Source organism: Planktothrix sp., from assembly GCF_046067725.1.
GTDB lineage: Bacteria > Cyanobacteriota > Cyanobacteriia > Cyanobacteriales > Microcoleaceae > Planktothrix.
The window spans coordinates 1-17,536 of record NZ_JBJUDF010000195.1; the positions used below are offsets into that span (position 1 = coordinate 1).

Consider the following 17,536-nt stretch of genomic DNA (forward strand, 5'->3'; position numbering starts at 1 on the left):
GCCAATATTTAGTATATGGCCCCGGTATAGGTTCAACGGATATTTCACCCTCAACATTTCGTTCAAAGAGTTGGACTTTTCCAAATATTCGCCGAAAATCTCGTTTATCTCGATCATTTTGGATATCTAATTCAATACGAATATCAATCAGAGGTTGTAACCATTCTTTTTCTTGATCATTTTGAATCATCGCTGATAATGATTTATCACTACTCACCAATGTACAAACCCAACACCCGAAACGAGAATCACCACAGCTAGGGGTAGAAGTATCCACAACAAGGGGACATTCATTATCTGCCGTTGCACCTCGATACAAGGTAAATAATGCTTTATTATCACCCCCCCATGGATTCTCCCATTGCATTAAATACATCCAAACTTCATCAGTTCGCCAATCTTCTATCGGGGTATAAACTAAAGAATTAGGTAAACTGACATTAGGACTGAGGCGCTCGCGGACTCGCTTTTCTTCAAGTTTTCTCATCCTGTTGCCACGACTAACGCTTTCACTTTTGCGAGTTCCGAGAACTATAATACTTTCGCCATTAGTTCTTACAACATCACGAATAAATCGATTAGAGGGATCAATTTTTAAGCGGGAAGTACACCATCGAAATTTAACACGAGGTGCAGGATAACCTTTACCAATTAAACCCACCCAATAAGTATGTGAAAACTCTGGATGTAATAGATGAGCTTCCATTGGCATATTTTGCTCTTTAATAGCTTTTTTCAGTTGAGTGATACATTTCTTCACCCAAGCAGAAACAACAGGATTTTCAACCAAAGTATCCGTTGTAATTACATAAATTTTTTTTTGACGCTTTTCTATAGGCAATTTTGAGATAGCGTTCCAAATAAGTTGTAATGTGGCTGTACTATCTTTTCCCCAAGATACGCCAATAATCCAAGGTATTTGATCCAAACAGTATAAATCTTGGATTTCTTGAGTAGATTTTTCTAAATCTTCTATGAAATCATCAACAGTACGTTTTGATAAAATATTGCCCTGAATTGCAGTCATTTTTTAAATCCTTTAAACATCAAATAATTAGTCTATTTCAATGATAAGCCTGTTTGATTTTCAACTTCAGATACAGCAATTTTAAATGCTTTATTTACTGCTGTTGATTGACTGATAATGGTTAGGTTTCCATTTCCATTATCGATAACTAGGCTATTTAACCATAGAGACATAGTTCGTTTATAACCTAAATTAGCTAATGTTTTAACTAATAATTTACGTTGATCCTCGCTAAAGTTATTTTCAAAGAAAATTAAATGACCTACTCGACTAATTAGGTGTAAACCAACACTATTAAAATCTATTCTTTCTTGACGTAATTTATAAAAGTCAAGATTTGGTGCTTCAGATTTAGGTGTAAGTAGTAAGCTCCATCCCTCATTATGCTGGGCAAATTCAAGATAGAATTTTTTAGCTTGTTCTAGCCATAATTTTAGCTGGTCTCTGTTTTGATTTTTCCGAGATTCTATTACCTGTTTTTGAGATGAACCAAATAAAAATTCAGCCATGCCAATTCGTAACTGATTCATTGTAAATAAATAATCTGGATCTTTATTTAATCTTTGGGATAGTTTATCGATACGCCCTGAAAAAATAACTAAATCTTTGGCAATTTCACGGGTCACTTTTGATAAAGCATCACTGACATCAAAGGTAGCAAGCAACGCTAGTGGAATAGGCTTATTTTTTGCACAATCAGCAAAGTCTTGATGGATTTGCTCAATATCATCTTCTTGAACAACTAATACTGTGGCACTATCCTCTAGTAATTCTGGTTTTTCCTTAACTGCTTTTTCAATTGCTTTAATTCTATGTTGACCATCTGTAACATACAGTTCAATATTGCTGGGTAAAACTGCATAACCAAACTGCATTACACCAGAACCATGTGTAAATACTTTTATTGGGGTTTTGCAATTAAAAATAAATGAAGGTAAAATATAATTATCAGTCTCTATTAAGTATTTAGCAATTTCTGTAACGTGGGGTGTAATTAAAGGACGATTGATCACCTCTTCAGCGTTAGATCTATGTTTTTTCTTATCTGCTGTTTGAAATTTTGCCATTTCTAGGAGTTGCTCAAAAGAGAGACAAAAAGCTAAATGAACTCGCTTTCCTTGTTCATAAACATGACATTGAAACACTCTTGCACCACAAGTAGCAGCATCAGCATACGCTTGAGTTAAAGCAGCTTCGTGAGTTTGCAGCTTAATCAGTTCAGCACTTGAACGCTGTTCTAGGTGTTGTTCAGTCATCGTTATTCCCCCGTTCCAGAAATTACAGATATTCCCTAAACCCCTTATTTCGGTAGAATGGGGCTTAGAAAAAAGGTTTTTGAAAATTAATTCAAGTTTTTAAAAACCTATTGTAAGTTAGTTTAACGCCTATTACATCCCTTGGCAACCCGCATGGAAAATCCAACCACATCCGAACTCAAACTAGACTTAGAAGCGATCGCAAATCTCCTCAAACCCCATCTACAAAAGGAAGATCGCCTTTTTGTCCATCGAAACCAAATGGCCGAAACCGAAACCTTTATCAGTTCCGTCACCTTAGAATGGATCGCCTCAAAAGTCGGCTTTGCTTCCCAACTGCCCTTATTTCAACCTCATTTAGACTCAACCGTTAACGTTAAACGCGACGCCGAAACCGTTGATGAGATTTTCCAACGTCCCCTCGACTGGTCACGTCAAGCCACCTTAACCCAATATCTCACCACCCATAAAGACCATAAATTTCCCGCTTTATTAGTTGTTCTCAGTCCCGCTTGGGTGGATGACCCTAAAGCCCCCCAATGGGATAAAGACGGATGTGCCACTCAGTCCGCTATTGAATTTTTACCTTTGGACAGTCACGAAAAACTCGGACTTTTGCAGATGTCCAGCGATGTGTCAGTGTTTGCCTTAGATGGACAACATCGCCTTATGGGGATACAGGGGTTAATGGAACTTTTGCGGACAGGACGCTTGCAACCTTATAGCAAACTGAAAAAACCTATCGGGGATGCTATTACCGTTAGGGAGATGACCAAAAAATTCGGTATTACTCCCCAACAGTTACAACAGTTATCCCAAGAAACCATCGGAGTTGAATTTATTCCCGCAGTGGTGAAGGGGGAAACTCGCGCTGAAGCTAGACAACGGGTAAGGTCTATTTTTGTTCACGTTAATTTAATGGCCGTCAAACTCAGTAAAGGACAGTTGGCGCTATTAGACGAAGATGATGGGTTTTCTATTGTGACTCGCCAGGTGGCCGTTTCCCATCCGTTATTTTGCGATAAACCCGGACGTAACCCTAGAATTAATTGGGATAGTGCTACCGTAGCATCCAAGTCAACCGTCTTAACCACTCTACAAGCGTTAACGGATATGGGTCAACGCTATTTAACCCCCAAGTTTCCCCACTGGAAAGCCGCCAAACCGGGGTTAGTTCCTCTGCGACCCACACCCCAAGAGTTAAAAGCTGGGATAGAAGCGCTACAACAATTCTTTGATGGCATGGCAACTTTACCCAGTTATCAAAAGTTAGAACAAGGTTGGGAAACTCCCGCTTTGCGTCGGTTTAGTTTTGAGAAACCCGGAGGAGAAGGAAATTTACTGTTTCGTCCTGTGGGTCAAGTGGCGGTCGCTGCGGCGTTGGGGCTGTTGGTGTTTTATCAACAACGGTCGGTAACAGAAATTTTTGAGAAATTACAAGAATTTGATAACGCGGGCGGTTTTAGTGGCATGGAATATCCTGACTCGCTGTGGTATGGCGTATTATATGACCCCAATAAACGACGGGTGAGAGTCGCAGGAAAAGATTTAGCCGCCAAGTTACTCATCTATTTATTAGGGGGAATACAGCAACCAATGGAATGTGCGGAGTTACGCAAAGCGTTAGCCGATGCTAGGACGTTTGAAAATAAAGCGGTTAATTTTGAAGGTCAATTTGTTAAACCTAGAGAGGTCGGCTTACCGCAAATGTTATCCTAACAGTTGAAAATCGCTGATTTTTGGAAAAATTTTCGTTTTTTGGGGAAAGGGGTTGACAAAACGGCTAGCTGGGAAGATTATGTTGTAAGGGTTCACTTGTGCATATACTTGATTTTTTAATCAATATTCTGCGAGAAGAATCAGGCAGATGGCTCGTTAGAGAATAGGGTTGGGAGTTGACAAAAATCGCGAATGGGGAGATAATGGTCGTAAGGGTTAACCTAGACACACGCTTGATTATTTAATCAATATTGGCAAAACATAGATCTACAGCCAAAGAAGTCAACCCCCCAATTCTCAGAGAAACCGAGTTTTTAAATCCCAATTAAACCCGATCAATTCAACCCAGAAAACGAGTTAAATCAAATTCACCTTCCACTTGATTTGGGCGATCGCGTTCTGCCATTAAAATTAATAATAATCGATCTGAATAATCCACCGTCCCACGACATTCTTCTCGGAGAACTTCTAACCCCCCATTGGCATATTCTTCAAAAATTAACGCTCGTTGTTCTTCGGCTTCCAGTTCAAAAGGAGATAACAATTTAGGATTTTGGGTTTCTGCGATCGCCACTAATTTAATAATCGTATCATAACCCCTAGAAATAAAAACCTCCATAGAAATCGGCCCCGGATCACGTTTAGAAACTGCATCAACCGGAATTCGTTTTTTCCGTCGTCTTCCCAATAAAGCAGCAAAGGCGATAACATCAGCATAGGTTTGAAATGGCCCCGTTTTGCCTTCAATTTCCGTTAGCGATCGCACTAATTCTGCCTTATCTTTCGCAATTCCAATTCGTGTTACACCCATAGATAATTCGAGTTACTAGAATAGCAATTGACATCAATTTAGAGAACCGACTCAACCGATCTTTTGTTTCTCCTATTCCCTATTTTAATAAAGCAGAATCTAATAATCTTTGCTTTACTTCACCCTTGAGAATAGCCGTTTTTTTCTTTTCCCCTTGAACACTTTGAGCAATTCCTAACGCCTTCGCTAAAGATTTTGTTCGCTCTAAGGTTAAACGATTAATATCCTCTAATTGAGTAATCGCAAAAGACTGTAATAATTTCATCACTTGCTGACGATTTTCGGGTTTTCTTCGAGGAGAAAACGGTAAATTTTGGGGTGTGGTTTCTGTTGAAATAAAAACGGTTTGTGCCTCTTCAACTGTGGTTATGACAGGTTTCTCCTCAACGATATTTGCAGGTTCAAAGGGGAGAACAAGTTCAACTGGGGTGATTTCCTCTGAAACAAAAGTAACAACAGGTTCCTCTGGAGGAGTGCTAACCGATGGAGTTACAGATACGTTAGATTTCCAATACTCCTTCCAGAGTTCGCTGGCGTAAACACAAGGATACATCATTGAGTACCAAGCCAGCCGAGAATAAACAACAGGTAGGGTAGAATAAACTCTTAACCAGGGTAGGAAATAAAAATTAAACATTAACCGATCTTGAATCAATTAAATTAGAGTTTTACTGATGATACCGCATTTTTTTAAAACAATCATCAGCCATAACAAAAAACCATAACCTGTTGTTGGTTAGAAAAATATTTCTAGGGTTGAAAGCAAAACGGTTTTTAAGAATTAGGCGATCGCTTCCGTCCAGAGTAATTTAATTTTATGTTCAAACCCGCCTTTTTCTGCTCGTTTGTGATCTCGTTCTAACAAAACCCGTTCATCTTCAATTCCATAACTTTCCATTAAAGCCGCTACAACCTCTAATAAATCTGCTAATTCATGAACTAATTCTCCATCCGCAGCTTGAGCCACTTCTTGCGCTTCTTCGAGAATTTTATCTCGTAAAGCTTGACGATATTCCGTTTCCGAGAAAGTTGTAATATCATACTGATACCCGGATTTTTGAATCAGTTCGGGAATCCGATCACGCACTAATTTATTATAGTCTCGACGCAAGGGATAATTCTCCTATAAAATATGAGGATCTCTGCTGTTAGGTGTCTGGTGTCTAGTGTCGGGTGTCGGGTTTCAGAACTAAACGATTGATAATGATGTTTTATCATTATTATTTTTTAATTTCTACAACCTAATCCCTAGAACTTGATACTCAACACCTTTGAAAACGATTGCACCCCATTTTTTGCGATTGTTTCTAGTTTAACAAAAGTTCTATTGCCATGTAAACAATGATGAAATCTTTAAATCAATATTTATCCTTTTTTATCAGTAGCATTGTCTTCATTTTATCAGGATGTCTCCTCAACCCCTATCCCGCTCTCGCCTTAACCTCTGGCACTGTTGCTCCTGTTTATGAATACCACACCTTCCACAATCCCGATGGCATTGGTAAATTTTATTTGGGTCGGGAAATTGCTCAAGTTATGGGTCATCAAGGCGCCCAATGGTTAGAACGTCCCAGTCGAGAAACCTCTGAACATCCTCAACAAGCCATTACCGCCTTAGATTTAAAACCGACGGATCTTGTCGCAGATATTGGCGCAGGAACCGGATATTTTACTTTTAGAATTAGTCCTTTAGTTCCCCAAGGAAAAGTCTTAGCAGTAGATGTACAACCGGAAATGTTAGAGTTAATTAATTTTGTTAAAACTCAGGAAAATATTACAAATGTTGAACCCGTATTAGGAACCCTTGATAATCCGAATTTACCTGAATCTACGGTTGATTTAGCATTAATGGTGGACGCTTATCATGAATTTCAATACCCCCAAGAAATGATGCAAGGCATTGTTAAAGCTTTAAAACCAGGGGGACGAGTCGTATTATTAGAATATCGCCAAGAAAACCCCTTTATTTTAATCAAAGAACTTCATAAAATGTCGGAAAAACAAGTTAAAAAAGAAATGGAAGCCGTCGGATTAAAATGGCGAGAAACAAAATCATTTTTACCCCAACAACATTTTTTAATCTTTGAAAAACCTTCACCCTGAAACGATTTGATCAAAAATTTTGCGCTCAAAGGACTAAATAATGGTAAAGTAATAATATCTGTGCATTTTTTCACAACCAATGGGGCAATCCTCCCCTGTTGAATTAAAATTGATATTGATATGACTGTTAGAGTTCGTCTTGCCCCAAGTCCAACTGGAAATTTACATATAGGAACTGCTAGAACTGCGGTGTTTAATTGGTTATTTGCTCGTAACCAAGGCGGCACTTTCGTCCTGCGAGTTGAAGATACTGACTTAGAACGCTCTCGCCCAGAATATACCCAAAACATCCTCACCGGGCTAACTTGGTTAGGGTTAACCTGGGATGAAGGCCCGTTTTATCAATCCCAACGCTTAGACTTGTATCGTCAAGCCATCCAAACCCTACTGGAAAAAGGGTTAGCTTATCGCTGCTATTCTACCCCAGAAGAATTAGAAGCCATGCGAGAAGCCCAAAAAGCCAACAACGAAGCGCCTCGCTATGATAACCGCCATCGTCATCTGACCCCCGAACAGCAAGCGCAATTTGAAGCCGAAGGTCGTCAAGCGGTGATTCGCTTTAAAATTGACGATGATCGAGAAATTAGTTGGACAGATTTAGTCCGGGGAAAAGTCACTTGGAAAGGTAGTGATTTAGGCGGCGATATGGTCATTGCTAGAGCTTCAAATCAAGGTGAAATTGGGCAACCCCTTTATAATTTTGTCGTGGTTGTTGATGATATTGATATGAAAATTACCCACGTGATTCGGGGTGAGGATCATATTTCTAATACGCCTAAACAAATTTTGCTTTATGAAGCGTTAAATGCAGCAACGCCTCAATTTGGTCATACTCCGTTAATTCTAAATGCAGAAGGACGCAAATTATCAAAACGGGATGGCGTTACCTCTATTTCTGATTTTAGAAAGATGGGATATATTCCCCAAGCTTTAGCAAATTATATGACCTTATTGGGTTGGACTCCCCCGGATTCTACTCAAGAATTATTTACCTTAGAAGCCGCCGCCCAACACTTTACTTTTGAACGGGTGAATAAAGCCGGAGCCAAATTTGACTGGGATAAATTGAATTGGATTAATAGTCAATATCTTCATAAAATGCCGATCCCAGAATTAACCGCTTTATTAATTCCCTATTGGCAAGAAGCCGGTTATGAATTTGATAGGAATACCGATCAACCTTGGTTAGAACAGCTTACAGCGTTAATTGGCCCTAGTTTAACCACCTTAAAAGATGCCGTTGAAATCAGTCGGTTATTTTTTACCCAAACCGTTGAGTTAGACGAAGAAGCAAAAACCCAATTGCAACAAGACGGTGCGATCGCAATTGTCCAGGCAATTCAGGATAAAATAACCCAACAGGATCAACCCTTCACATCGGATGCTGCTAAAGCAATGATTAATAGTGCGATGAAAGAAACAAACGTCAAAAAAGGCTTAGTCATGCGATCGCTTAGAGCAGCTTTGATGGGAACTATGCACGGCCCAGATTTAATCGAATCTTGGTTATTGTTCCATCAAAAAGGGATTGATTTAATTCGTTTTCAAACGGTTTTACAGCGTTAATTTTTAACGAGGCATATATCATGGCAAATTCTCCCAGATCTCGCAAATCATCGGATGCTAAAGGCAATTCTTCCCAATCTAAAAAATCTAAACCTAAAGTTAATCCCACACCCTCTCAAGCATCTGAGGCAGAAACGGGAGTGAATTCCCCTTTATCCTCTTCTTCAGAACCCCCAGTGGCTGAAACTTCGGTTGAAGAATCTGTCACCCCGACTGAACCGATCACCGATACTTCAATTGTCGATGAAGTTCTCGAAGAGTTACCTCCTGTTACAGAACCACCCACACCGGAACCTGTCGCTGAGGAACCTGTAAACGATGAAACAGTCGTGGAACAGCTTGTTGAAGATTTACCCCCAGTCATTGAACCGACCTCGGAACCTCTAACCAATCAAGCCGTGATAGAACAGGTTTTGGAAGATTTGCCTCCGACCGTTGAACCAGAACCAGCCCAACCTCAACCCCAATGGCTGGCTACTTCAGGAACAGAGGTTTTAGTCAATGCTGAACCTGTAACTTCCAGTACCGCTAAAGTTGAGGTGGTTATTGATTCTCCCACTTCATTCTCTTATGATTCTGTTAACCCATCTATACAACCTATGAAAGAAGAAGTTATCGCGTTTTTATCTCAACTTCCCGAAAATTTAGGGGGATTCTTTAAGGAATACAAACGTCCTTTAACGACAGTGGGTTTATTAATTGCCTTCTTAGTTACCTTTAAAATTTTAGTGGGATTAGTCGAAATTATTAATGAAATCCCCCTAATTAAACCAACCTTTGAAACCGTTGGTTTAGGATATTCTGCTTGGTTTATTTATCGTTATCTGTTAAAAGCAGAAACTCGCAAGGAACTCAGCGCCGATTTTAATACCCTCAAAGAAGAAATTCTGGGTAAAAAGTCATAAATACTATAGTTCCAACAATGACTAATGCAACTCTAAAACAATTCGCATTGGGCGTTGTGATCATGACGGTTGGGGGATTACTGTCTCGTTCAGTTCAAGCTCAACCGTTTAACAGCACAGTCACCCCGATGTTTGAAAATATTACCTTGAGTCCTAAATTTAGCCCTAACCCCATACTCATTCGAGGATTAAGCGGAGGGCCGGCTTTAGCGAAAGATACCGCAGGACGAGAAGAAACTCAAACGGGAAATTGCATGGGTTATGTCGATCAACAACCCGATCATACTTTGATTTTAACAACTTTTTTTGATTATTTAAAACTCCAAGTCCAAAGCAGTGAAGATACGGTTTTAGTCATTCGAGGGCCTGGAGGAAGTTGGTGTAGTGATGATTCTAAAGATATTAATCCTAGCATTGAAGGTCAATGGTTATCGGGAAAATATGAAATCTGGGTCGGGTCTTATAAACCTAATACCTATCACCCCTATATCATTCAAATTACAGATCAACAATAGCATAGCGCTATTCGTAATTCGTAATTCGTATTATTATAACAATATATGAATTATTCAGCTAGGCTAGAACTTTTAATTGCATGAATAAAAATTCCTATGATTTTGTTTAAATCATTAATATAATAATCAAGACGATCAATTTGTAAACAATTTTCTTCTAATTTTAAGAATTTCCAATCCGTTCCTGTTGTTACTGCTCCATATAAGATTGAAATTAAATTATTTTCTTGTTGGTTGAATAATTGAGCCGCTATCATGGCTGATGCACATTGCCCTAAACCGGATTTAATATTTTCATTTTTAGCTTCTATAATCGTGATAATAGGCGAGTTAATTGTAATCTGTTGACGAGAAAGCGTTAAAATGTAATCACAATATCCATTTAATCCTTGACTTGAATCAACATTAAATTCTGTACCCGAAAATAAACTAATGCTTTGATTTAATTGTCGTCTAACTTCTAATAATATTGGCATAATCAACAATTCAGAACGCGCTTTCTCGGTGCTAATTGCGATCGCCAAAGGTAAATTTTCTTCAATAATCGTTTGTAACAACTGAGTTGGAGTAACAGGATTAATATTCGTAAATAAATCTACTTGGTCTTCAATTTTAAGATCAAATTGTTTTTGCAATTGTTTTAAAGTAAAATCATTATAAGCCATAATTAACTTAATAAAATAAGGAGTTGTTAACAATTCAGATTTAACAATTAGAACCAAAATCATTAAATACTAATGAATTCAGAATTAACCCTAAAATATTCCCTACTCTTTTTCAATTCCACAAAAAAGAATAGGGAATTTTACAATTAAGCTGTTAACTGTTCTAACGCTTTTTCCACCGCTTGTAACGCTTGATTGATGTCATCCTCCGTCACAATTAAAGGAGGAACAAACCGTAACACTTTAGGCCCAGCCGGAACTAATAATAATCCCGCTTCCATTGCCACTTTTACTACTTCTGGAGAGGTTAATTCTACATCTGCTTTTAATTCCAAACCATTAATTAAACCCCAACCTCGAACTTCCGCAATTAAATTAGGATATTTTTGAGCAATTTCTGTTAATTGGCTGCGCAGTTGTTCACCCCGTTCTCGAACATTTTCCAGAATATTTTCTCGTTCTATTGTTTGACAAACCGCCAACGCCACCGCACAAGCAAACGGATTTCCGCCAAAAGTAGACGCATGGCTTCCCGGTTCAAACACATCACAAAAGGCTTTACACATCATCGCCCCAATGGGAATTCCACCTCCTAAACCTTTGGCTGAAGTAAAAATATCCGGTTCAATTCCTAAATTTTCATAGCCCCATAATTTGCCACTACGACCCATCCCCACTTGCACTTCATCTAAAATTAATAAAATGCCTTTATCATCACAAATTTGACGAATTTTTTGGAAATATTCAAGATCCCCAGGACGCACGCCGCCTTCTCCTTGCAATGCTTCTAACATAATTGCGGCAACCCGTCGCCCGTCTTGATCAACTTCAGAAATCGTTGTTTCTAAAGCTTCAATATCATTATAAGGAATATAAACAAATCCGGGGACTAACGGACTAAACCCTTTTTGATATTTAGGTTGTCCAGTCGCTGTAATTGTTGCTAACGTGCGACCATGAAAACTAGCATAAGCTGTTAAAATAACCGGGTCTTCAATATTAAGTTTGTCATGGGCATATTTCCGAGCTAATTTAATCGCGCCTTCGTTGGCTTCCGCCCCAGAATTACAGAAAAAAGCTTTATCCGCACAGGAATGATCGGTTAACCATTTCGCTAATTCTCCTTGCACCGGAACATAATATAAATTAGAAACATGGTGCAAGGTTTTAATTTGATTCGTGACCGCTTCAATTAAGGCAGGATGGGCGTGTCCCAGGGTGCAAGTCGCAATTCCAGCGACAAAATCTAAGTATTCTTTGCCATTGGTATCCCAAACCCGACACCCTTCTCCCCGATCTAAAGCAATGGGGAAACGGGCGTAGGTATTCATAACATGAGTATTAAACTCATCAATACTAAACGGACTGGTAACAGAGGCTTCTTTGACTAAGGTTTCTGGGCTCACAAATTACTCCTGAATTCGGTTGGTGTGTGATTTTTAATTTTAAGGTAAAAGTTTTGTTTTCGGGGGGAATTCTGTTGCTGAGTCTCTGCATTCGTCAAGGTTTATTAATATTTTCTGCCGATCTTACTCATTTTCTATAATTGTAGAATGGATGACAACTAATCCATCAAGTTGAAACAGTCGTCTTTCGGTACTCACCCATTCTACAACTCAGCTTAAAGTTTATATTCTAAAGGTTCACAAAACTCGTTAATTCCCGTTTTCACCGCATAAATGACAACGGGGGTTATTAATAATGCAGGACATTGATTTTCTGCAATTAAATATTCTACCATAGTGGTAATATTGCCTTGAATTAATTCTCCTCTGAGATCTTTATTACACAAACTAACGCGATATCGTTTGGCTAACCCATCTAACCAATTTTCAGAAGTATCAGGCAATTGACCGACATGAATTGCCATTTCTATGGCTGCATCTTCAATATTTCCTTCACAATCTTCAATTCGATCTAAAGCTTCTAAAGCAACGGAATATTCAGCTAATTGTGAGCGAAATTGAGCAATTTCCTGAGACGTTAAAATAATCATAACTTACTCGTTAAACTTCAGTAACTTAATTCATATTGAAACATAATATCAGGATCAAACCAAGCAGTTAAGGCCACCGCTAAAGCATCCGCAGCATCATCGGGTTTGGGAATTTCTGTTAAATTCAGTTCCCGTGCAACCGCTTGCTGAACTTGAGATTTATCCGCATTGCCATAACCCGTTAAAGCTTGTTTAACTTGACCCGGAGTAAACTCAACTAAGGGAATTTGATGTTGAGCTAAGACTAATAATAACACTCCTTTTGCTTGAGCAACCGCAATGGTATTTCCCATCCGATAAAAAAAGAGTTTCTCAACAATTGCTAAATCTGGTTTAATATGAGTTAATAACTGATTTACATCATCATAAATCATACAGAACCGTTTCCCTAATTCCGTTTTTGCCGGGGTTTTAATCACTCCAAAATCAATCAAAGAAACTGTTTCTTGTTCCTGTGTTTGATCATTAATTTGACATTCAATTGCCCCAAATCCTAAGATTGCCAACCCCGGATCAAACCCTAAAATTACTTTCTTCATAAACCAAAATAGCAGTAAGATGCTGCACAATTAAGGATCATGGCTATCATAAATATCCTCACTTTCTTGACTACTGCTATCAGTATTAACTCTTACACTGATCACTGAATAGGGGCGGTAAAACTCTACCCCTACCCCTGATTACTATTCTTCCGGTAAACCAAACACTTGACGGAAAATTTTCTGAACTTTGAAACCTGAATCAATGGTTTCTAAAGGATCTTTCCGCAGACGATGACGTAAACATAAAGTAATCACCCGTTGAACATCATCTAAGGTGACTTCTGTACGTCCTTCAAGCGCAGCTAAGGCTTTTGCAGCCCGGTTAGTAACAATATCTCCCCGTAAACCATCTACATCTAATTCCGCACAAACTTGAGAAATTTTGACCCGTAAATCATACTCTATTTGCACAGAAGGAAGCAGATTTTGAGCTTCTACAATTTTATTTTGTAATTGGGTTTGATCGTTAATATGGTTTTGTAAAAATGCTTCAGGATTTTGATCAAAAGAAGTTCTTTCTTCAACAATTTTAACTCGCAAATTCGGCTCTTTTACCGTTCTAATTTCCGCGTGCATTCCAAACCGATCTAATAATTGCGGTCTTAATTCCCCTTCTTCCGGGTTTCCAGAACCGACTAACACAAACCGTGCGGGATGACGGATGGAAATTCCCTCCCGTTCCACCGTATTCCAGCCACTCGCCGCCGAGTCTAACAACACATCTACTAAGTGATCATCCAGGAGGTTGACTTCATCTACATATAAAATACCCCGGTTAGCTTTGGCTAACAGTCCGGGTTCAAACGCTTTTACCCCCTCCGATAACGCTTTTTCAATATCAATCGTCCCACAAACCCGATCTTCAGTCGCCCCTAACGGTAAATCAACCATCGGGACTTTTTTGCGCGATACCGGAACGTCCTGATGCTGGCTGAGGCGCTCCCGCACGTTATCGCTCATCAATTCTGCATCGGTGGGATGGCTATTGAAGGGATCATCCGCAATCACTTCAATTTCAGGAAGTAAGTCAGCTAAGGCTCGAATGGTCGTTGATTTTCCTGTCCCGCGATCGCCCATAATCATCACACCACCGATCTTCGGATCGATAATATTTAAAATTAGAGCCAGTTTCATTTCTTCCTGGCCTACAATTGCGGTGAAGGGAAAAACAGGACGACGAGCTAGGTTGACCGTTGTTGGTGTCTCTGTTGGCGTGACGACAGTTGAACTCACAGTTTACTCTCAATTTCTAAATATTACCGTAATTTATTTTTGCACATTCAGGGGACAATGGATTCTGTCATTAGTCCAACTTAATGCCCAATGAATTATTGTATTGCTATTTGACTAGGTTAAAAATACTTAAACATCTCTATAGCGTATTCAAAAGCAACTGCAATAAATTCACGTTTTTAAATGAGTTCTACCTTGATCTTGTCGTTAGGTCAGGTGCGTGCGTTTTGCTGACGCACCCTAGGGAAAACTAAAATTTTTAGCGAACTTTCAACACCTGCACAAAATCACCCGCTTGAACTTCAGATTGACCCACAGGTACAACCCCTAACCCTGTTGTTTGAGCTAAATTAATTAAATTACCAGAAATCTGACTTCCCGATGCTAATTGAAATTCATATTCACCCTTGACTAACTGTAATTGACCCCAAAAATACATTTCTCGTTTTCCTCCACCTTTTAACCCTTGTAGCAATCTCGCTTTCACAAATTCAGGTTGCCAAAATTTCGGTAATAATCCCGATTTTTTCTTAATCACAGGTTGCACAAACCGCCAAAATGTAACTAATGCTGAAACCGGATTTCCAGGTAAACCAAAATATAAACAATGGGGAAAACTTGCAACCGTTAACGGTTTTCCCGGTTTAATTGCTACGGCTTGGATATGAATCGTTCCCCCTAATTCGGTTAAAATTTCCTCAACATAATCATAATCTCCAACAGAAACTCCCCCCGTTGATACGACAATATCAGCTTTTTCAATGGCATGAGCGATCGCATTTTTTAACTCCTCTCTTTGATCACGAATCATTCCCAAAAAAATCGGTTCAGCCCCTAAATTGGCGACCGCCGTTGCTAAAGCATACTGATTAGAATCGACCAATTGTCCACGCTTCAATGGTTCATCAGGCGTGACTAATTCATCCCCCGTTGATAATAACCCCACCCGTAACCTTCTATAAACTGGAATATGAGTACATTGAGCCGCCGCTAACACTGCAATTTCTGGTGCATCTAAGAGAATTCCTGATGTTAGTAAAGGTTCCCCCGCTTTGTAATAAGCTCCTTGAGCGCGAATAAATTCATGAGGTTCGGGTGCTGATAAAATTTTAACTTGATTTCCTTGCCGTTCTGTATTTTCCTGAATCACAATCGTATCTGCACCTTGGGGAACACAAGCTCCAGTAAAAATTCGCGCAGCTTGTCCTTTTTGAACTGTACATTGGGGAGAATATCCAGCCGGAATTTCTTCAATAACTTCTAATGTTTGAGGATGATCTATTGAAGCATTCGCTACATCTTCATATCGTACCGCATAGCCATCCATCGCTGAATTATCCCAGTGAGGAAAATCTAATTGGCTAACTAAAGATTCTGCTAAAACTCGTCCAGAGGCAGTTAATAAGCCTACAATTTCTTGATCCAATTTTTCTTGGAGCGGGTATACTAAATTTAATAAAATTGATTCGGCTTGTTCTACAGATAACATGATGTTTCTCCTTCATGACAGTAATCTTTTCAATAATATTATCCTATTTTAGAAGATTTGAGGGACACAAGACCAGAGGAGCCAAGGTGAAAAAATCATAACCTTGTGAGTTTTTCCTTACACTTCTTTTTAATATTAAATAAAGTCGAATTATATTTCATCCTTAAATGTTGGCTACACATCAATCTTTTCCATTGCCTATAACTTATTACCCATTGCCTATTACTCATTCCTTTTTGTAGCCATCTTTTCTGTATTTCCTATGACTTCCTTCCCTTACCCCCTGGTCTCCCCGATCTGGATGGGGTGGGTCTAGCGATCACAGCACATCCTAGTGATCACTCAGAATCCCGGTAATTTGTCAAGCAATCTTAAATAAAAGTTGCAAAACACTGGAGGTTGTGTTAATTTTTATGTAGTTGACTCAAGCAAACAGGAGATATATTCATCATGGAAAGCAAAGACACTAAGTTTGGGTTTACGAACTTCGCAGAAACTTGGAATGGCCGTTTAGCTATGTTAGGATTTATTATCGGTTTAGCAACCGAATACCTAACGGGTCAAGGAATTCTGTCTCAACTCGGCTTAATGTAATTGTTTTAATTCTTCTCAAAACCTAAAGATTCTGGAAACCCATCTCAGAATTCTTTAGGTAAAAACCCTAAAAATGCAAAAATCCCTCAAATTTGTAGTGTTTGAGGGACTTTTGTTATTCAGAATAGATCAATAGTTGATAGATCAAATCCCCATTAACCTAAGTTAATTTCTTCGGGCATATAAAACTTGTATAAACGCCACAACCCCAATACAATTAATAGCTGAATGCTCCAATGTGCAAACGCAAAACCCCAAATTAAGCAGATAAGTCCACTAACCCCCGCTAATACAAAGGGAATATCGTTAGAGGTTTGTGTAGAAATCCAGACGGAACCCAAAGCAAAGATCAAAAGCAGAAGATAGACTGAGGGCATGGTCTTCACCTCCTAGGTGAGTTGCATATAGTCTCCTGTTAAAAGTACCAGGTGGACTACACTATTTAAGATAGAAGCAAAACATGAAGATCTTGTGAAGAACATCAAAACAGCGATAGAAGTTTGTGTTTTGTTACATAACTTAATAGGTTGGCTCAAAAAACCGCTAAAAGCCTTTAATCGAAATCCCATCCCAAAATTTTAGCCACCTGTTCTGCCAAAGTCAAAGGTTCAAAGGGTTTAGTGATTAAACCACTGACCCCTAATTGCTCAAATGTACGTTGATCAGGAGATTGAACTTTAGCCGTCAGTAAAATAACAGGAATTCTTTGAGTCACAGGGTCAGCTTGTAAACGTTGAAAGGTTGCTAACCCATCTAATCCAGGCATCATGACATCCAAAAGGATCACATCCGGTTCATCAGTTTGAGCTTTTTCAATCCCTTCACGTCCTGAATTTGCCAAAACAACCTCCCAACCCCCCATCATTTCTAAACTGAGTTGGGCAATTTCTCGAATATCATCTTCATCATCAATGAGTAGAATTCGTTTTGGGATCATGGGATTAATTATGAATAGGAATAGTATGACAGGACTACCGATACTTTTTTGCTAACATTTGCTAACAAACATATAAGTTAAGATGTTCTCTCAACCAAGGCGTATCAACCAATGCACGAAGGAAGATCCCTCGCGCACCATTTAGATCTCTGTCCATCTTTAATGGGGTAGAATTCGA

General features: G+C 39.0%; 19 protein-coding genes. 6 read left to right on the top strand and 13 right to left on the bottom strand.

Translation table 11 applies throughout. The annotated features are described in order from the left end of the window. The coding region (gene dndC / locus ACKPEB_RS12310; RefSeq protein WP_408965214.1) for a DNA phosphorothioation system sulfurtransferase DndC at nucleotides 1–1,027 on the bottom strand (1,027 nt) is incomplete at its 3' end. Between the two features lie 32 nt (nucleotides 1,028–1,059). After that, nucleotides 1,060–2,283: a DNA sulfur modification protein DndB gene (locus ACKPEB_RS12315; protein ID WP_408965215.1), complete on the bottom strand. Its 1,224-nt coding sequence runs from the start codon at nucleotides 2,281–2,283 to the stop codon at nucleotides 1,060–1,062. 153 nt (nucleotides 2,284–2,436) lie between these two features. On the opposite strand from ACKPEB_RS12315, the gene ACKPEB_RS12320 reads away from it, so the two are divergent. Beyond that, nucleotides 2,437–4,002, top strand: a complete 1,566-nt coding sequence (locus ACKPEB_RS12320; protein WP_408965216.1) for a DGQHR domain-containing protein — start codon at nucleotides 2,437–2,439, stop codon at nucleotides 4,000–4,002. A 340-nt stretch (nucleotides 4,003–4,342) separates the two neighbouring features. On the opposite strand, the gene ACKPEB_RS12325 is transcribed toward ACKPEB_RS12320, so the two are convergent. From ACKPEB_RS12325 to ACKPEB_RS12335, 3 genes are all read right to left on the bottom strand, one after another. After that, nucleotides 4,343–4,813 carry a DNA phosphorothioation-associated protein 4 gene (locus ACKPEB_RS12325; RefSeq protein ID WP_408965217.1) on the bottom strand — a complete coding sequence of 157 codons (471 nt, stop codon included), beginning with the start codon at nucleotides 4,811–4,813 and terminating at the stop codon, nucleotides 4,343–4,345. Between the two features lie 79 nt (nucleotides 4,814–4,892). Further along, on the bottom strand, nucleotides 4,893–5,450 hold the full coding sequence (locus ACKPEB_RS12330) for a hypothetical protein (RefSeq protein WP_408965218.1): 558 nt from the start codon (nucleotides 5,448–5,450) through the stop codon (nucleotides 4,893–4,895). A 144-nt stretch (nucleotides 5,451–5,594) separates the two neighbouring features. Further along, the gene (locus tag ACKPEB_RS12335) at nucleotides 5,595–5,924 is read right to left on the bottom strand and encodes a nucleotide pyrophosphohydrolase (RefSeq protein ID WP_408965219.1); all 330 of its coding nucleotides are present in this window, start codon (nucleotides 5,922–5,924) and stop codon (nucleotides 5,595–5,597) included. 230 nt (nucleotides 5,925–6,154) lie between these two features. On the opposite strand from ACKPEB_RS12335, the gene ACKPEB_RS12340 reads away from it, so the two are divergent. The 4 genes from ACKPEB_RS12340 (at nucleotide 6,155) to ACKPEB_RS12355 (ending at nucleotide 9,902) form a co-directional block, all read left to right on the top strand. Continuing rightward, on the top strand, nucleotides 6,155–6,916 hold the full coding sequence (locus ACKPEB_RS12340; RefSeq protein WP_408965220.1) for a class I SAM-dependent methyltransferase: 762 nt from the start codon (nucleotides 6,155–6,157) through the stop codon (nucleotides 6,914–6,916). Nucleotides 6,917–7,036: 120 nt separating this feature from the next. Continuing rightward, the gene (gene gltX / locus ACKPEB_RS12345) at nucleotides 7,037–8,482 is read left to right on the top strand and encodes a glutamate--tRNA ligase (RefSeq protein WP_408965222.1); all 1,446 of its coding nucleotides are present in this window, start codon (nucleotides 7,037–7,039) and stop codon (nucleotides 8,480–8,482) included. Nucleotides 8,483–8,502: 20 nt separating this feature from the next. Then, on the top strand, nucleotides 8,503–9,387 hold the full coding sequence (locus ACKPEB_RS12350) for a CAAD domain-containing protein (RefSeq protein WP_408965224.1): 885 nt from the start codon (nucleotides 8,503–8,505) through the stop codon (nucleotides 9,385–9,387). Nucleotides 9,388–9,404: 17 nt separating this feature from the next. Next, a complete protein-coding gene (locus ACKPEB_RS12355; RefSeq protein WP_408965225.1) occupies nucleotides 9,405–9,902 on the top strand; it encodes a hypothetical protein in 498 nt (165 codons plus the stop codon). A 50-nt stretch (nucleotides 9,903–9,952) separates the two neighbouring features. Here ACKPEB_RS12355 and ACKPEB_RS12360 read toward each other — a convergent pair whose 3' ends face one another. From ACKPEB_RS12360 to glp, 6 genes are all read right to left on the bottom strand, one after another. Beyond that, nucleotides 9,953–10,567 carry a hypothetical protein gene (locus ACKPEB_RS12360; protein WP_408965227.1) on the bottom strand — a complete coding sequence of 205 codons (615 nt, stop codon included), beginning with the start codon at nucleotides 10,565–10,567 and terminating at the stop codon, nucleotides 9,953–9,955. 146 nt (nucleotides 10,568–10,713) lie between these two features. Further along, complete coding sequence (locus ACKPEB_RS12365) at nucleotides 10,714–11,973, bottom strand: aspartate aminotransferase family protein (protein WP_408965228.1); 1,260 nt, start codon at nucleotides 11,971–11,973, stop codon at nucleotides 10,714–10,716. A gap of 215 nt (nucleotides 11,974–12,188) precedes the next feature. Further along, on the bottom strand, nucleotides 12,189–12,563 hold the full coding sequence (locus tag ACKPEB_RS12370; protein ID WP_408965230.1) for a hypothetical protein: 375 nt from the start codon (nucleotides 12,561–12,563) through the stop codon (nucleotides 12,189–12,191). Nucleotides 12,564–12,580: 17 nt separating this feature from the next. After that, entirely contained in the window at nucleotides 12,581–13,102 is a 522-nt protein-coding gene (ruvC, locus tag ACKPEB_RS12375; RefSeq protein ID WP_408965231.1) for a crossover junction endodeoxyribonuclease RuvC, read from the bottom strand. Between the two features lie 144 nt (nucleotides 13,103–13,246). Continuing rightward, nucleotides 13,247–14,338: a magnesium chelatase ATPase subunit I gene (gene bchI, locus ACKPEB_RS12380; protein ID WP_408965233.1), complete on the bottom strand. Its 1,092-nt coding sequence runs from the start codon at nucleotides 14,336–14,338 to the stop codon at nucleotides 13,247–13,249. A gap of 259 nt (nucleotides 14,339–14,597) precedes the next feature. Next, nucleotides 14,598–15,827, bottom strand: coding sequence for a gephyrin-like molybdotransferase Glp (gene glp / locus ACKPEB_RS12385; protein ID WP_408965234.1), 1,230 nt, complete (start codon nucleotides 15,825–15,827; stop codon nucleotides 14,598–14,600). 450 nt (nucleotides 15,828–16,277) lie between these two features. Between glp and ACKPEB_RS12390 the strand changes: the two genes are divergently transcribed. Continuing rightward, nucleotides 16,278–16,421, top strand: coding sequence for a high light inducible protein (locus tag ACKPEB_RS12390; protein ID WP_408965235.1), 144 nt, complete (start codon nucleotides 16,278–16,280; stop codon nucleotides 16,419–16,421). A gap of 155 nt (nucleotides 16,422–16,576) precedes the next feature. On the opposite strand, the gene ACKPEB_RS12395 is transcribed toward ACKPEB_RS12390, so the two are convergent. Next, a complete protein-coding gene (locus ACKPEB_RS12395; RefSeq protein ID WP_408965236.1) occupies nucleotides 16,577–16,798 on the bottom strand; it encodes a hypothetical protein in 222 nt (73 codons plus the stop codon). Between the two features lie 176 nt (nucleotides 16,799–16,974). Beyond that, complete coding sequence (locus ACKPEB_RS12400; protein ID WP_408965237.1) at nucleotides 16,975–17,358, bottom strand: response regulator; 384 nt, start codon at nucleotides 17,356–17,358, stop codon at nucleotides 16,975–16,977. Nucleotides 17,359–17,536 lie beyond the last annotated feature (178 nt).

Coding starts and splice junctions, on each gene's coding strand:
- ACKPEB_RS12315 (WP_408965215.1), bottom strand. CDS start 2,283: ATGACTGAACAACACCTAGAACAGCGTTCAAGTGCTGAACTGATTAAG.
- ACKPEB_RS12320 (WP_408965216.1), top strand. CDS start 2,437: ATGGAAAATCCAACCACATCCGAACTCAAACTAGACTTAGAAGCGATC.
- ACKPEB_RS12325 (WP_408965217.1), bottom strand. CDS start 4,813: ATGGGTGTAACACGAATTGGAATTGCGAAAGATAAGGCAGAATTAGTG.
- ACKPEB_RS12330 (WP_408965218.1), bottom strand. CDS start 5,450: ATGTTTAATTTTTATTTCCTACCCTGGTTAAGAGTTTATTCTACCCTA.
- ACKPEB_RS12340 (WP_408965220.1), top strand. CDS start 6,155: ATGATGAAATCTTTAAATCAATATTTATCCTTTTTTATCAGTAGCATT.
- gltX (WP_408965222.1), top strand. CDS start 7,037: ATGACTGTTAGAGTTCGTCTTGCCCCAAGTCCAACTGGAAATTTACAT.
- ACKPEB_RS12350 (WP_408965224.1), top strand. CDS start 8,503: ATGGCAAATTCTCCCAGATCTCGCAAATCATCGGATGCTAAAGGCAAT.
- ACKPEB_RS12355 (WP_408965225.1), top strand. CDS start 9,405: ATGACTAATGCAACTCTAAAACAATTCGCATTGGGCGTTGTGATCATG.
- ACKPEB_RS12360 (WP_408965227.1), bottom strand. CDS start 10,567: ATGGCTTATAATGATTTTACTTTAAAACAATTGCAAAAACAATTTGAT.
- ACKPEB_RS12370 (WP_408965230.1), bottom strand. CDS start 12,563: ATGATTATTTTAACGTCTCAGGAAATTGCTCAATTTCGCTCACAATTA.
- ruvC (WP_408965231.1), bottom strand. CDS start 13,102: ATGAAGAAAGTAATTTTAGGGTTTGATCCGGGGTTGGCAATCTTAGGA.
- glp (WP_408965234.1), bottom strand. CDS start 15,827: ATGTTATCTGTAGAACAAGCCGAATCAATTTTATTAAATTTAGTATAC.
- ACKPEB_RS12390 (WP_408965235.1), top strand. CDS start 16,278: ATGGAAAGCAAAGACACTAAGTTTGGGTTTACGAACTTCGCAGAAACT.
- ACKPEB_RS12395 (WP_408965236.1), bottom strand. CDS start 16,798: ATGCCCTCAGTCTATCTTCTGCTTTTGATCTTTGCTTTGGGTTCCGTC.
- ACKPEB_RS12400 (WP_408965237.1), bottom strand. CDS start 17,358: ATGATCCCAAAACGAATTCTACTCATTGATGATGAAGATGATATTCGA.